16 protein-coding genes are annotated in these 14672 nt (G+C 44.8%); 11 read left to right on the forward strand and 5 right to left on the reverse strand.

The genetic code is table 11. The features are described from left to right. The 4 genes from trpD to trpA form a co-directional block, all read left to right on the forward strand. On the forward strand, window positions 1-554 hold a 554-nt coding region (gene trpD / locus CWO27_RS23010), incomplete at its 5' end, for an anthranilate phosphoribosyltransferase (protein ID WP_107899572.1). Between the two features lie 25 nt (window positions 555-579). Further along, entirely contained in the window at window positions 580-2031 is a 1452-nt protein-coding gene (gene trpCF / locus CWO27_RS23015; RefSeq protein ID WP_107899573.1) for a bifunctional indole-3-glycerol-phosphate synthase TrpC/phosphoribosylanthranilate isomerase TrpF, read from the forward strand. Window positions 2032-2146: 115 nt separating this feature from the next. Further along, window positions 2147-3337 (forward strand): tryptophan synthase subunit beta, encoded by a 1191-nt coding sequence (trpB, locus tag CWO27_RS23020; RefSeq protein WP_107899574.1) that lies wholly within the window; start codon window positions 2147-2149, stop codon window positions 3335-3337. Beyond that, the gene (gene trpA / locus CWO27_RS23025) at window positions 3337-4143 is read left to right on the forward strand and encodes a tryptophan synthase subunit alpha (RefSeq protein WP_107899575.1); all 807 of its coding nucleotides are present in this window, start codon (window positions 3337-3339) and stop codon (window positions 4141-4143) included. Before trpB ends, trpA begins: the two co-directional genes overlap by 1 nt. A gap of 84 nt (window positions 4144-4227) precedes the next feature. On the opposite strand, the gene CWO27_RS23030 is transcribed toward trpA, so the two are convergent. Further along, window positions 4228-5025: a slipin family protein gene (locus CWO27_RS23030; RefSeq protein WP_048664711.1), complete on the reverse strand. Its 798-nt coding sequence runs from the start codon at window positions 5023-5025 to the stop codon at window positions 4228-4230. Between the two features lie 82 nt (window positions 5026-5107). Then, entirely contained in the window at window positions 5108-6514 is a 1407-nt protein-coding gene (locus CWO27_RS23035) for an NfeD family protein (protein ID WP_107899576.1), read from the reverse strand. A 410-nt stretch (window positions 6515-6924) separates the two neighbouring features. Between CWO27_RS23035 and CWO27_RS23040 the strand changes: the two genes are divergently transcribed. Beyond that, complete coding sequence (locus tag CWO27_RS23040) at window positions 6925-8244, forward strand: dicarboxylate/amino acid:cation symporter (protein ID WP_307862841.1); 1320 nt, start codon at window positions 6925-6927, stop codon at window positions 8242-8244. A 121-nt stretch (window positions 8245-8365) separates the two neighbouring features. On the opposite strand, the gene CWO27_RS23045 is transcribed toward CWO27_RS23040, so the two are convergent. Beyond that, window positions 8366-9139, reverse strand: a complete 774-nt coding sequence (locus CWO27_RS23045) for an ABC transporter substrate-binding protein (RefSeq protein WP_048659769.1) — start codon at window positions 9137-9139, stop codon at window positions 8366-8368. Window positions 9140-9149: 10 nt separating this feature from the next. Next, complete coding sequence (hisC, locus tag CWO27_RS23050) at window positions 9150-10292, reverse strand: histidinol-phosphate transaminase (protein WP_048659611.1); 1143 nt, start codon at window positions 10290-10292, stop codon at window positions 9150-9152. Window positions 10293-10473: 181 nt separating this feature from the next. Between hisC and CWO27_RS23055 the strand changes: the two genes are divergently transcribed. The 6 genes from CWO27_RS23055 to CWO27_RS23080 all read left to right on the forward strand — a co-directional run bounded on the left by CWO27_RS23055 (window position 10474) and on the right by CWO27_RS23080 (window position 14169). Beyond that, window positions 10474-11361, forward strand: coding sequence for a LysR substrate-binding domain-containing protein (locus CWO27_RS23055; protein WP_048664708.1), 888 nt, complete (start codon window positions 10474-10476; stop codon window positions 11359-11361). Between the two features lie 287 nt (window positions 11362-11648). Further along, window positions 11649-11897, forward strand: a complete 249-nt coding sequence (locus tag CWO27_RS23060) for a hypothetical protein (RefSeq protein ID WP_017069991.1) — start codon at window positions 11649-11651, stop codon at window positions 11895-11897. Window positions 11898-12030: 133 nt separating this feature from the next. Beyond that, a complete protein-coding gene (locus CWO27_RS23065) occupies window positions 12031-12615 on the forward strand; it encodes a septation protein A (protein WP_048659613.1) in 585 nt (194 codons plus the stop codon). A 267-nt stretch (window positions 12616-12882) separates the two neighbouring features. Continuing rightward, entirely contained in the window at window positions 12883-13281 is a 399-nt protein-coding gene (yciA, locus tag CWO27_RS23070) for an acyl-CoA thioester hydrolase YciA (RefSeq protein ID WP_009846426.1), read from the forward strand. Window positions 13282-13475: 194 nt separating this feature from the next. Continuing rightward, entirely contained in the window at window positions 13476-13772 is a 297-nt protein-coding gene (locus CWO27_RS23075) for a YciI family protein (RefSeq protein WP_017063533.1), read from the forward strand. Window position 13773: 1 nt separating this feature from the next. Then, entirely contained in the window at window positions 13774-14169 is a 396-nt protein-coding gene (locus CWO27_RS23080; RefSeq protein WP_107899577.1) for a GspS/AspS pilotin family protein, read from the forward strand. A gap of 57 nt (window positions 14170-14226) precedes the next feature. On the opposite strand, the gene CWO27_RS23940 is transcribed toward CWO27_RS23080, so the two are convergent. Beyond that, window positions 14227-14672, reverse strand: a 446-nt coding sequence (locus CWO27_RS23940) for a transposase (RefSeq protein ID WP_146161582.1), incomplete at its 5' end; no start/stop codon positions are given.

Below are 14672 nucleotides of genomic sequence, written 5' to 3' on the forward strand. Positions count from 1 at the left end.
TATTTGCTCCGCAGTATCACGTCGGTGTACGTCACGCGATGCCGGTTCGTCAAACAATGAAAACACGCACTATCTTCAACATCCTTGGCCCATTGATTAACCCTGCTCGCCCTAACATCGAGCTAATGGGTGTTTACAGTAAAGAGCTGGTGCGCCCTATAGCTGAAACCATGCTGCAAATGGGCATGAAGCGTGCAGCGGTTGTTCACGGTAGCGGCCTAGATGAAGTGGCGATTCATGGCGAGACCATCGTTGCTGAAATTAAAGATGGCGAGATTCACGAGTACACAGTGACTCCAGCTGACTTTGGTTTGAACACTCACCCTCTTGAAGCTATCAAGGGCGGCGAGCCAGAAGAGAACAAAGCCATCACAACCGATATCCTGACGGGTAAAGGCACTGAAGCCCAAGTTGGCGCAGTAGCGGTGAACGTTGCTCTATTGATGCGTCTATTTGGTCACGAAGACCTAAAAGCCAACGCGCAACAAGCCATTGATGCGATGAACTCTGGCAAAGCATACGAGCTTGTACAAAAGCTTGCTGCGCACGCCTAACGAACGACGAGTTGAGACAAAGAACATGACACAGACTACCGATAAACTGTCGACCCACGTTTCAGTCAAAGAAGCTGAAATGGCGGAAGTACTAGCAAAAATCGTTCGTGATAAATACCAATGGGTTGAAGCGCGTAAGCAAACTCAACCATTGGACGAGTTTAAAGCAGCGTTAACCGCAACAGACCGCAGCTTTTATGATGCACTGAGCGGCGAACAGACGGTTTTCATTACTGAATGTAAGAAAGCCTCTCCGTCAAAAGGTTTGATCCGTGACGAGTTTGACCTGGACTACATTGCATCGGTTTACAACAACCACGCTAATGCGATTTCAGTTCTGACCGACGAGAAATACTTCCAAGGTGACTTTGAGTTTTTACCTAAGGTTCGCAGCATTGCTAAGCAACCAATCCTGTGTAAAGACTTCATGGTTGATACCTACCAAGTTTACTTAGCTCGTCACTATTCAGCTGATGCTATCTTGTTGATGCTATCGGTATTAGATGATGAAGAGTACAAAGCACTTGCTGAGGTTGCTCACTCACTCAACATGGGTGTGCTTACTGAAGTCAGCAATGAAGAAGAGCTTCACCGCGCTGTGGCTCTAAACGCTAAGGTGATCGGCATTAACAACCGTAACCTACGTGACCTGTCGACGGATTTGAACCGTACCAAAGAGTTGGCTCCACTGATTCGCGAGCTGGCTCCAAACGCCATCGTGATTTCAGAGTCTGGTATCTACACCCACCAACAAGTGCGTGACCTTTCAACATTTGCAGATGGCTTCCTAATCGGCAGCTCTCTTATGGCTGAAAAGAACCTTGAACTGGCCGTTCGTAAAGTAACGCTGGGCGAAAACAAGGTGTGTGGTTTAACTCACTCTGACGATGCTGCCAAAGCGTATCAAGCGGGTGCGGTATTCGGTGGTCTGATTTTCGTTGAAGCGTCTAAGCGTCATTTGGATATCGAAGCGGCTCGTTTGACCATGAGCGGTGCACCGCTGAACTACGTGGGTGTGTTCCAAAACCACAGCGTGGCAGATGTGGCTAACACGGTTTCTGAGCTCGGTTTGTTTGCTGTACAACTGCACGGTGATGAGTCTCAAGCGTATGTCGATGAGCTAAAACAATCACTGCCTGAAGGCGTTGAGATTTGGAAAGCTTACGGTGTGGCTTCGGGTGCTGAAAACGGCGCTGGGAGCGCGTTACCAGAATTACTGGAAAGCAACGTGACTCGTCACCTGCTAGATACTAAAGTGGGTTCGCAAACGGGTGGTACAGGCCAAGCGTTCGATTGGAGCCTGATCAACAACCAAAGCGCAATCATGTTGGCTGGTGGTCTAAACCCAGAAAATGCTAACCAAGCCGCTAAGTTGGGCTGCTTAGGATTAGACCTAAACTCTGGTGTTGAATCCGCTCCTGGTAAAAAAGACGCAGACAAACTGCAACGTGCTTTTGCAGCGATTCGTAATTACTAGTCTGGCTTTAAACGCAGAAACTAAAACATATTTGTGAGCTTTGCCTGAGCGAGGCTCAAACAAGACTAAACGACTTGGTGTGAAGACACGCCAATAGAATTGAAGGAATAAGATAATGGCTAAACTCGATGCCTACTTCGGTGAATACGGTGGTCAATACGTACCGCAGATCCTAGTGCCAGCACTAGACCAACTTGAACAAGCATTTATCGATGCACAAGCCGATCCTGAGTTCCGCAGTGAATTCATGACGCTTCTTCAAGAGTACGCGGGTCGTCCTACGGCACTAACGCTGACTCGCAACCTAACGAAAGGTACAAAAACTAAACTGTACCTTAAGCGTGAAGACCTACTTCACGGTGGCGCACACAAGACGAACCAAGTACTGGGTCAAGCGCTTCTTGCTAAACGTATGGGTAAACAAGAAATCATCGCTGAAACTGGCGCTGGTCAACACGGTGTTGCGACGGCGCTAGCATGTGCTCTATTGGGGCTTAAGTGTCGCGTTTACATGGGTGCTAAAGACGTTGAACGTCAAAGCCCGAACGTGTTCCGTATGAAGCTAATGGGCGCAGAGGTTATCCCTGTTCATTCTGGCTCTTCAACGCTAAAAGATGCATGTAACGAAGCGCTACGTGACTGGTCTGCAACTTATGAAGACGCGCACTACCTACTGGGTACTGCTGCGGGTCCTCACCCATTCCCAACAATCGTTCGTGATTTCCAACGCATGATTGGTGAAGAAACGAAGAACCAAATCCTAGCTCGTGAAGGTCGCCTTCCTGATGCGGTTATCGCTTGTGTCGGCGGTGGTTCAAACGCTATCGGTATGTTCGCGGATTTCATTGAAGAAGAGTCTGTTCGCCTAATCGGTGTAGAGCCGGCTGGTAAAGGTATTGATACCGACCAACACGGCGCGCCGCTTAAGCACGGTAAAACAGGTATCTTCTTCGGTATGAAAGCACCACTGATGCAAGATGAGAACGGCCAAGTAGAAGAGTCTTACTCTGTTTCTGCGGGTTTAGATTTCCCATCGGTTGGCCCTCAACACGCGCACCTAAATGCTATTGGCCGTGCTGAATACGACAACGTAACCGATGACGAAGCACTCGAAGCATTCCAATTGATTGCACGTAAAGAAGGTATTATCGCTGCGCTAGAGTCATCTCATGCTTTGGCTCATGCAATCAAAATGGCTCACGACGAACCTGAAAAAGAACAGCTGTTAGTGGTTAACTTATCTGGTCGTGGTGACAAAGACATTTTCTCCGTACACGACATTCTTAAAGAGAAAGGAGCATTATAATGGATCGCTATCAATCACTCTTCACTCGCTTAGCTGAAAAAAATCAGGGTGCATTTGTACCATTCGTAACAGTTGGCGATCCTAACCCTGAACAGTCTCTTAAGATCATGGAAACTTTGGTTGAAGCAGGTGCTGATGCGCTTGAACTTGGTATTCCGTTCTCAGATCCGCTTGCAGATGGCCCAACTATCCAAGGCGCAAATATTCGCGCGTTAGATTCTAAAGTAACGCCTGATGTGTGTTTCGAGCTTATTGGTCAAATTCGCGCTAAATACCCAGAGCTACCAATCGGCCTACTGATGTACGCAAACTTGGTATACGCACGTGGCATTGAAAACTTCTACGAACGCTGCGCAAATGCAGGTATCGATTCAGTATTGATTGCAGATGTACCAACCAACGAGAGTGGCGAGTTTGTTGCTGCAGCGAAGAAGTTTGGCGTTCACCCAATCTTTATCGCTCCACCAACAGCAAGTGATGAGACGCTTCAATCGGTTTCTGAGCTAGGTGGCGGCTACACTTACCTACTTTCTCGTGCTGGCGTAACGGGTGCAGAAACCAAGGCAAACATGCCAGTAACGGCTCTACTTGATCGTTTGAACAAATTTGATGCACCACCAGCACTGCTTGGTTTCGGTATCTCTACTCCTGAACAAGTGAAAGAAGCGATTGTAGCTGGCGCTGCTGGTGCTATCTCTGGCTCAGCGGTTGTAAAAATCATTGAGAACAACGTTGAACAGCCAGAAGCAATGCTTAAAGCATTGGCTGAGTTTGTAACGCCAATGAAAGCTGCAACACAGAAGTAATCTTTAGCATTCGCTAAACACGACTGTAGATTCTAAAAGGCACCACAGATGTGGTGCCTTTTTTATTGTTGTCAGAAAAACTCACTAATCATCAACTTTCATCGCCTTCTTAATCGCAGCCTCATTGAGTGTCGCTTTAATGGGATCAGTGATTTTATCCACTAAGTCGACAGGCATTGGGAATACGATGGTCGTGGTGCGTTCATTCGCGACCTCGGTTAATGTCTGCATATAACGTAACTGAATGGCGTTAGGCGCTTTGTTCAGCACTTCTGCGGCTTCTCTTAGCTTAGTGGATGCCTCTAGCTCACCTGTTGCATGTATCACCTTAGCTCGACGAGAACGCTCTGCCTCTGCTTGTTTCGCAAGAGCTCGCACCATACTGTCATCAAGATCAACATGCTTAATCTCGACATTGGCAATCTTAATCCCCCAGTTATCGGTGTGCTGATCAAGAATTGATTGTAAATCTCTGTTGAGCTCTTCTCGCTCAGACAACAGCTCATCCAATTCATGCTGACCTAGAACAGACCGCAACGTGGTTTGTGAGAGTTGGCTAGTGGCTTCGAGATAGTTCTCCACGTTGTTGATTGCCATCTTAGGATCAAGCACTCGGAAATAGACCACAGCGTTAACCTTAACCGACACATTATCTCTGGTGATCAAATCTTGTGTTGGTACATCTAAAACGATGGTTCGCAAGTCGACTCGCACGATTTGTTGAATGAAGGGAATGATGATAATTAACCCTGGCCCTTTCACACCGTAAAAGCGCCCTAAGAAGAACACTACTGCACGCTCGTACTCGCGCAGAACTCTGAACATACTAGCTATCAACAAGATAACAAGCACGATAACAATACCTATAGTGTGTATAAACATAACCGCCCCCTAATGGTAACGATGGTTAAGCAATAAATAATTCAATCAAGTTTGTCCTAGCATTCCGCGCTAACAGCCCGTGCTAACCAGAGTTCGATGGTGTCTCATCGGGCAGCGCTTCAACATCCAAAGAAAGCCCGGTGAGCTTGGTGACTCTGATACTCTGTCCTGCTTTCAGTTCATTGACGCATTTAGCTTGCCAGATTTCACCTTCAACCAGCACTCGACCCGCGCCAGGAAAACCGCTTACAACTTTACCCGTCTCGCCAACCACCGCTTCCATCCCAGTCGTCACTGGCTTATTTCTGACTCGGACTAGCATTGATATTGTTACGACAATAAACGCTACAGAGAGCAAACTGATTCCGATAATTAACGGCAATGCGATTTGGTAACCCGGTACTTCAGTGTCCATCAGCATGATTGAGCCCAATGTAAATGCAGCAACGCCACCCAAACCGAAAATACCAAAGCTCGGACTAAAGGCTTCCGCAACCATTAAAGCTATACCCAACAAGATCAAAGCAAGACCCGCGTAACTCACAGGCAGCATTTGTAACGAGTACATCGCCAATAACAGACAGATACCGCCCAATACACCTGGTAAGCCGACCCCTGGGTTATAAAACTCCAGCAACAAACCATAGATACCGATGAGCATGAGGATGTAAGCGACATTTGGATTCGTAATCACCGAAAGCAAACTAAAGCGCCAGTCTTGTTCTCGCTCGACAAAAGCAACATCACTAAGTTGGACTTCCTGACTGACCCCGTTGATGGTGATGATGCGTCCGTTGATCAGTTCAACCAATTGCTGAAGGTCGCTGGCAATAAAATCAATCACGTTAAGCGAAAGTGCATTCTCTGAGTCCAAACTCGCCGCTTCTCTTACCGCTTTTTCTGCCCATTCTTCGTTACGTTTGTGCAGCTTAGCCAAACTGACAATGTAAGCCGCTGCATCATTGATGACTTTCTTTTCCATCGCAGTGGTGGCTTTTACCTGATCTGAGTTCTCTTGTTTCGTTGCGTCTTGTTCACTCGCAGAAGTGTTGTCGTCTTTATTGGTATCGTCTTGAGGCGACAAGGGATTAGTCGGCGCTTTGCCACCACCAAGAGACACTGGCGTGGCTGCGCCTAAATTGGTTCCGGGCGCCATGGAAGCAACGTGGCTGGCAAGTAAAATATAGGTACCGGCGCTCGCTGCTCGTGAACCCGCAGGCCCAACCCAAGTAGCGACTGGAATCGGTGAGGTGGTGATGGATCGAATAATGTCACGCATCGATGAGTCTAACCCGCCAGGCGTGTTCATTTTCAAAATAATGAGCTTTGCTTGCTCATCGTGAGCTTGTTCTATTTCTCTAGTGAGGTAATCACTGGTCGCCGGACCTATCCCTCCGTTCACCTCAATCACCCAGACATCATCGGCCTGAGCAAACACTGAGCTGAGCAACAGAAGAAACGCAAACAAGTACTTTAATATAAAAGTCATAGCCCCTCTCCTTACAACTGAGATGCTAGATAGACGTTTTATTTAAAGCGCAGAGGTAACATCTTGGTAATAAATAGATACCTTAAGCATAGTTCAGGCTAAATTTCACACAACACGTACCTGTGGATTTACCCCAACACAAACGCTCAAAAAACACTCGCGAATGAAATCAAAATGTTAATGGGACGTTTTCAACACCAACGATTGTAAATCATTCACAAAACCTCCAGCGAAAAGGCTTTTATAAATTCAACAAATAACATCGCTATAAAAAACCAAGGCAAACGATTGCATTGTTGTGCAAAATCAACAAATGACATTAGACCACTTGTTTTTCAGAGACTTTCACCTCTGCTCATATTGATAAATGTAAAGGATACGTGTAAAACTCGTCGCGAAATATTAATCCAATGGTACATCGTACATTGGTGAGTAGTTCTGGGATTTTTATATTTAGTAGCACAGAGGTTATGGAAGTGTTAAAAGAAAAGAGTTTACTAAGCAACATCGGCGTTCAAGTCGTTATTGCAATGATCGTCGGTACTGTAGTTGGTGCGATGATGGGTGACAGCGCAACTATGTTCGCTCCACTGGGTGCTATCTTCATCAACTTGATCAAGATGTTGGTTATCCCTCTAGTCGCAGTTGCACTGATTTCAGGTGCTGCTGGTTTAGGCAACAGTTCATCTGCAGGTAAAGTCGGCGTAACTACATTGGGTTACTTTGCACTAACGTCTGCACTTGCTGTAGCGCTAGCGCTAGTAATGGGTGAAGTATTCGAACCGGGTCGTGGTATCGATGTTTCTGGCGTAGAAGGCATGTTCTCTTCTGAATACGCTGCGAAAGGCGAACTTCCAACGTTCTGGGCAACCATCACTGGCATGATCCCTACCAACGTTTTCCAATCATTGAATGAAGCAAACATTCTGCAAATTCTCGTTTTCTGCTTATTCTTCGGTATTGCGATTTCTAAACAAGCGAAAGAAAAACGTGATCCTATCATCAATGGCGTAAACGCGATTGTTGACGCTATGGTTTGGATGATCAACAAGGTTATGATCATTGCACCACTTGGCGTATTCGGCCTAATGGCAGAAGCAGTTGGTACATTCGGTTTTGGCGCACTTATGGTTGTGTTCAAACTGTTCGTTGTTTACATCGCTGCGATCCTGATCTTCGGTTTTGTTGCTTACCCACTGATGATTCAGATCTTCACTAAGACTTCAGCTAAGAAGTTCCTAGTGGCAATGAAGAAGCCTCAAGCGGTTGCACTATCAACAGCCTCTTCAATGGCGACACTGCCAGTAACAATGGAAACGGTAGAGAAAGAACTTGGCGTTCGTAACTCTACGGCTTCATTCGTTCTACCACTTGGTGCGACGATCAACATGTCTGGTAATGCAATTTACTACGGCCTAGTTGCTATCTTCTTTGCACAGCTGTTCAACATCGACCTGTCTATGGGTGCTTACGTTGCTATCATCGTAACCTCTACGCTAGGCGCAGTTGGTCAAGCAGGTGTTCCAGGTCCTTCTTTCCTAGTGGTTGCGGTTCTTCTAGCAGCTGGTATCCCTATCGAAGGTCTACCTCTGTTGTTCGCTCTAGACCGTATCTTCGACATGATTCGTACTGCTCTGAACATCACTGGTGATGCAGCATGTGCAGTAATCGTTGATTCTCTAATCAAAGACGAAGCGAAAGAAGCTGAGCTACAAAAACAGCAAGCGTAATCAATAAACGCTAAGTTGGTGGTGATTGAATTGATACCACCAGCTTAAACTAAAAAATCCGAGAGCCTCACAGCCCTCGGATTTTTTGTTTTTGGTGTTCTAGTTATAAGCGTTACGCGAATTACAAATCAGCGCCATAGATATCAAACGTGAAGTACTTAGAAGCAATCTTGTCGTAAGTACCATTTGCTCTGATCTCTTCAATCGCGGCATTGAATTGTTTCGCCAGTTTTGAATCCTGTTTTCTTAGTGCTAAAGCCGTACCTTCACCAATGTAGGCTTTGTCAGTTACTGCTTTGCCTTTAAATTCAAAACCCTCACCTTCTTTCTTATCTAAAAAAGCGAGCGACAGTTGATCGGAATTGCCGAAGGTAAGATCTAAACGGCCATTTTGCAGATCCAGATACACTTCATCTTGCCCGGTATAACGTTTAATGTTTGCCACATCACCAAACTTATCTGTTACGTAGCGATCGTGAATCGTGCCTTGTTGAACACCGATGGTTTTGCCCGCTAAGCCGGCCTCATCGACGCTGAATTCCGCGCTTTTAGCAGCAACAAACACGGCTGGAGTTTGGTAGTACTTATCAGTAAACAAGATCTTACGCTTACGCTCTTCGGTAATACGCATTGAAGCCATAATCACATCTGACTTTCTTGCCAACAAACTTGGAATTAGCGAGTCCCAACTTTGTGAAACCCAAGTACAATCGAGTTTGGCTTGCTCACACAAGGCATCAGCTATCTCAATATCAAACCCAACAGGCACACCGTCACTGTTTTTATAGTTGAATGGCGGATACGTAAAGTCTGACGCCAAACGGATTTCTTTCGCCTGTACCGTTGTACCAAGTAAAGCGGCCGCACAAGCGAGTCCTAGTATTATCTTTTTCATCATTGCCATCCTAGATATGATCTTTATCGAGTTGAGATTGAGTTTCTTTATGTTGAGATTGTTGAATTTGTCTGCCTTGTTGATTCTTTTCTAATTCGGTTTGGTAGCGTGTTAGTGACGTTATCACTTCTAGCATGCTCTCTTGGCTACCAATACTGATTCGAACACAGTTACGCAAAGCAGGTTCATGGTTTTGATTCCTTGTCACAATGCCATCCTTCGCCAATACACTGAACACTTGATGCCCAGGTTTTTGACGCAGCAAAATAAAGTTCGTCGATGAAGGGTAAACAGACTCGATGAAATCAAACTGCGTTAACTCACAAGCAAACCAGTTGCGTAGTTCGACCAGCTTTTGTGTAGCACCTTGCATCACTGAGACTCGTTCATCAGACAAAGCGTCTAGCACGATTTGCGATGAGCAATCTGGCATTGGATACGGTGGAATTAATTTAGCGACATACTGCATCACATTTTGACTCGCTAAGATAAAGCCACAGCGCACCGCAGCAAGTCCAAACGCCTTAGATAAAGTGCGAATCACAACCAAGTGCGGATAACGCTCAATAAGGCTAACGGCTGACGTTTGTGGTTCAAATTCGATATACGCTTCATCAACCACCACTAGAGATTTCCCGATAGTCCCTTCCAGTACCTGAATCAAATCCGATCTGGGAATCACATTACCCGTTGGATTGTTTGGTGAACAAAGGAAAACGATATTGACCAACTCAGCTTTATTCAGAATGTCAGCAACATCTAAGCTGAAATCTTCCTGCAAAGGAGAGTCGAGCGTTTCAATCGCTAATGCATCAGCGCAAAACTCATACATGGCATACGTTGGTGAACAAATCAGGATATTGTCACTCGCGGGCTTACAGAATGTTCTGATCAGTAAGTCAATCGCTTCATCAGCGCCACGAACAGCAACAGTTGCAGCGTCAGTTCCGCAATACGCTTGGTAAGCCTTGGCAATATCTTGTGGTAAAAAGTCTGGGTAACGATTATGGCTGGCTTCTCCTTGAAACAGCGAGCTTTCCAATTCGTTCGCGTTTAGCCATACACGTCCATCACCACCAATTCTTCTTGCCGATTGATAAGGTATTAATTTTTTTACAGCCTGAGGCACTAAGCTATCAATAAAAGATGTCAAGAAGCTATCCCTTTCACAAAATCACAATGTCTTCACCACTGCCTTCATATTCAAAAAATGTGAACCATGCACATATTGAATCACAAATGATGACTAAGTATTTACATTCAAACAGAACACTATTGATAAATGAATCGAAATAATCACATAATAGCCATGATAAAAAGTCATAGGTAAAGATATGAATAGCACACTTCCTTCAACCAAAACCTTGCTCGCATTTTTATCGACGGCAAGGCACCTTAACTTTACGCGCGCGGCACATGAGCTCAATGTCACGCAAGGTGCAGTGAGTCGTCAGGTACTCTCGTTTGAAGAAAGCCTTGGCTGCGACCTCTTCTATCGCCATGCTCGAGGATTGTCTTTAACGCCGAAAGGAGAAGAGCTGGTTCCCTTGATACAAGGAACGATTCATCAACTGCAATCGGCTCTGAATCAAGTGGCTAGCTCTCCCTCTAAGATCAAACTCAATGCTCCGAGTTGTATTACCTCTTGGCTCTTACCCAAGTTGATGTCATTTCAACAGGCCTATCCTGATATTGATGTCGAGCTCACTTCGACCATCAAGCACGTTTTTGAGCCAAGCTTTGATCCCTTCGATGCGGTGATTACTTATGGCAAGAAACCAAGCCAACACTCAATTGTTAGCCAACTACTGTTCAACGAGCAACTAGCTCCTGTCTGCCAAACACAGAGTATTGTTCCAAGTCACCTGATAGATAGCACTTCAACTGTCATCAAGCCACACAAGCTTGCTCAGTACACTTGGTTGCACGCTAACAATGAGCAGAGTGACTGGCGACTATGGTTAGAGCACATAGGAAGCCATGACCTTTCAAGCAAGAACAACCAACAATTCGCGACACTCGACCAAGCGATGAATGCCGCGATTCAGGGCTTTGGTATAGCAATCGGTGACATCACGCTTGCTAAGCAAGATATTGATTTGGGCAGATTGGTGAAAGTGAGTGAAGGCAGTGTCTTCTCTGGAAATGGTTACTTCCTATTACAACCCAAGAACCGTCAGAATGCCTCGCTATCAACCTTAGTCGATTGGCTAGTCGATTAACGGTTATCAAATTGCCAATTCAGGAGCCTTAAAGCTTCAGTAGATCGTCATAATGAGAATTTTACCATTCTCAAAATAAAACTATTTTTCGTCAGCTCCGTATTGGTGTTTAGAGAATAGAACTTACGTTCCTTTAACTAATTGAAAAGAAATTCAATTCTATTTGGTAGGAAAGTGGTTCTGTTCAATTGGAAAAAATGGCATTCGAATTGCTTTGTCATAGATAACCCAACCAATATACAGCAGGTTGCATCATTTGAACTGCAGCTTGTCACGGAGGATAGGCTATGACCTTACAAAGACATACGTATTACGGCTTAATTCACCATGGAATTAAAACCTTATTAATGGACAGAATTGGCCACTTCACAGAACGCGAATATCATGAGTATCTCGACTTAACGACCGGTAAATCGACATGTTTTGCCATGAGTGAACAAGAACTCGAAAACACCTTAGACAGTTTGAAAAGCGAAGGTTATCTTGAAGACATCAAGAAGCTGATACCTCGCTACCAAACCTCGTCAATGCGATAACCGGTCTAAACTCGTTAAACACGATGAAGGGTTAGATGGAATTAAATGGCACCCAATTGTCTCGGACTATTTAGCATCGAGACAGTTTTCGTTAGACTGTCTGCAACTCAACTAACTGGATAGTCAGTGTCTCATGAAGCAAATCCTTGATTTCATTCCTCTCATTATTTTCTTTGCGCTGTATAAGATGTATGACATCTATACAGCGACTGGTGCTTTGATCGTTGCATCTGCAGTTCAAATTGTTTTGACGTATTTCATCTACAAGAAAGTAGAAAAAATGCAGATCATCACGTTTCTGATGGTTGCCGTATTTGGCGGCATGACCATCTTCTTGCACGACGACAACTTCATTAAGTGGAAAGTGACCATCGTTTACGCGCTGTTTGCTATCGGCCTGACAGTCAGTCACATCATGGGCAAGTCAGCTATTAAAGGAATGTTGGGCAAAGAGATTTCACTTCCTGAATCAGTGTGGGCCAAGATCAACTGGGCATGGACTCTGTTCTTTACTCTATGCGCTATTCTCAACGTTTACGTTGCTTTCAACCTACCGTTGGATGTTTGGGTGAACTTCAAGGTGTTTGGCTTACTCATCGCTACCCTGCTCTTCACCTTACTGACGGGTGTATATATTTATAAGCATTTACCAAAAGATCAGCACCTACAAAAAGACCAACAGCAAGAACTAACAGACAAAAATACCGACGAGAAGTAACCCTAAGGGATGAGTCCTCATTCCCTTTTTGATACAATTCTTATCAATATGCTATTTAACAGTGGCCAATGATACTCGTGATCATTGGCCACTGGCTTTTTTGTGTTGCAGAAACTGGTCAAAATAAAGCCTATTATTTACTGACAATCTCACTAAATTAGCGGCAATCTGGTTTCTTGTTGTTCAATGCACTCATTTGCCAATGTGCTTAACCAGTCAACACATCTGTTTTTATTTAAGATAATCAATACCATCAAGAGTACAACAATGACTATTCAATCAACTTTGAACCCGATTGGTTCTTTACTTCTTCGCACATTAGCGATGCCTTCTGATACAAATGCAGCAGGCCAGATTTTCGGTGGTTGGATAATGTCTCAGCTCGACCTAGCTGGCGGTATCTTGGCGAAAGAGATCTCTAACGGCAAAATAGTCACAGTTTCAGTATCAAGTATCGAGTTCAAACAACCAGTCTCTGTGGGTGATGTGGTATGTGTTTATGGTGATTGCACTAAGATTGGTCGCAGCTCGATGAATATCGACCTAGAAGTATGGGTTAAGCCGGTACTTGACCACGGCATCGGTGACCGTTACAAGGTTTGTGGCGCGACATTCAACTACGTCGCGGTTGATGAAAGTGGTAAGCCTCGCTCTATCAATAAATAGGACTTTTCACTCCGTCGTTTACGTAAATGGTCTTTAGTTCGAGTCAATGAAATAGCTAAAGACCATAGCGCTCTCTCGCACCAATTCACAATTTCTTATCATTAGCTCTTCCAATACCAATTAGTTCGCGTAAATTAGCAAGATAGCGAATTTAAACGCCCCAATTTAGTGAAGTAAAATAAGGATATCTCAATATGTGGTACGTGATTTTTTCTCAAGACGTCGAAAATTCATTAGAAAAGCGCCTAAGTGTTCGCCCACAACATCTAGAACGCCTACAAACACTTCACGATGAAGGCCGACTGTTAACAGCAGGCCCAATGCCAGCCATTGACTCAGATAACCCTGGTGAAGCTGGCTTCACAGGTTCGACTGTGATTGCTGAGTTTAATTCTTTAGAAGATGCACAGACATGGGCAGACGCAGACCCGTACATCGCTGCTGGTGTCTACCAAAATGTTATTGTTAAACCATTCAAGAAAGTATTTTAACGTGAAAAAATGGATTATTGGCTCACTGACTTTAGCTCTGCTCGCAGGCTGTTCATCAAGTGAGCATGACGAACAAAGACAGCTAGAGATGATGGCGCAGCACCGTGCTGGCGTTTTATCTGCTGGCCTGCCGATTGAGTACGGCCCGCTGTCGGTCATGCGCGTATTAGCAAAAAACACGGTTATCGAAATCATGATGATCTACAACCAAGATGCAAAAGGTGCTAAGCCTTTAAACCAAGTTGTAGACATGAGTGTGAATAGCTACTGCACTAACTCAGAAGTAAGAGCAAACCTTGACATGGGCTTGGCTTACAACATCAAGATTCGTAACACACGCGGACAATTGATGGTTGAGAAGCTGATAAGCAAAGATACTTGCCAGAGCAGCAGCTAGATTCGATATTCGAACAAGCATTAAACAGAAAGGCCTCGCATTTGCGAGTAATGCCAGTCAGTTAAGCTGACTGGCATTTTTTCTATTTGTCGCATATTTCTTGGGTTTCAGTTTCACCCAGCGAAGATAACTTCTATCTTCTCTTCGGGGTGGCAGGATAAACATGGATATTTTCTGTAGTAGTACTTCATAGTGTTTAGGGAGTTTCCCAGGACTCGTTAAAGGTAAAGCTGCAAAGTATTGAGTCACAGCCATGGCACTACTCGTAAAGCTTAATTGATTCGGCCAGACGCTATCTAACTTACTCGCGGCCTTTGTCATAACCTGCCTTATAAGGTTATAGGCTAACAAAATCCCCCAGAGCTCCTGTCTAACCATATCTGGGCGCTTACTTCGCAATGTATATTCACTATCAAGCAAAGTTTGCTTCATTTCCCTATAGCCTAATTCGATTTCCCAACGATAGCGATAGAGCTCTACGATGTCTTCTCCAGGAAAGCGCA

The sequence above is a fragment of the Vibrio sp. 10N.286.51.C3 genome (assembly GCF_003050065.1).
Lineage (GTDB): Bacteria > Pseudomonadota > Gammaproteobacteria > Enterobacterales > Vibrionaceae > Vibrio > Vibrio crassostreae.

Excerpts from the sequence above, each read along its gene's own strand:
- yciA (WP_009846426.1), top strand. The coding sequence starts at position 12,883 with ATGACTATTCAATCAACTTTGAACCCGATTGGTTCTTTACTTCTTCGC.
- CWO27_RS23075 (WP_017063533.1), top strand. The coding sequence starts at position 13,476 with ATGTGGTACGTGATTTTTTCTCAAGACGTCGAAAATTCATTAGAAAAG.
- CWO27_RS23055 (WP_048664708.1), top strand. The coding sequence starts at position 10,474 with ATGAATAGCACACTTCCTTCAACCAAAACCTTGCTCGCATTTTTATCG.
- CWO27_RS23060 (WP_017069991.1), top strand. The coding sequence starts at position 11,649 with ATGACCTTACAAAGACATACGTATTACGGCTTAATTCACCATGGAATT.
- CWO27_RS23045 (WP_048659769.1), bottom strand. The coding sequence starts at position 9,139 with ATGAAAAAGATAATACTAGGACTCGCTTGTGCGGCCGCTTTACTTGGT.
- trpA (WP_107899575.1), top strand. The coding sequence starts at position 3,337 with ATGGATCGCTATCAATCACTCTTCACTCGCTTAGCTGAAAAAAATCAG.
- CWO27_RS23065 (WP_048659613.1), top strand. The coding sequence starts at position 12,031 with ATGAAGCAAATCCTTGATTTCATTCCTCTCATTATTTTCTTTGCGCTG.
- trpB (WP_107899574.1), top strand. The coding sequence starts at position 2,147 with ATGGCTAAACTCGATGCCTACTTCGGTGAATACGGTGGTCAATACGTA.
- CWO27_RS23030 (WP_048664711.1), bottom strand. The coding sequence starts at position 5,025 with ATGTTTATACACACTATAGGTATTGTTATCGTGCTTGTTATCTTGTTG.
- trpCF (WP_107899573.1), top strand. The coding sequence starts at position 580 with ATGACACAGACTACCGATAAACTGTCGACCCACGTTTCAGTCAAAGAA.
- CWO27_RS23035 (WP_107899576.1), bottom strand. The coding sequence starts at position 6,514 with ATGACTTTTATATTAAAGTACTTGTTTGCGTTTCTTCTGTTGCTCAGC.
- CWO27_RS23040 (WP_307862841.1), top strand. The coding sequence starts at position 6,925 with ATGGTACATCGTACATTGGTGAGTAGTTCTGGGATTTTTATATTTAGT.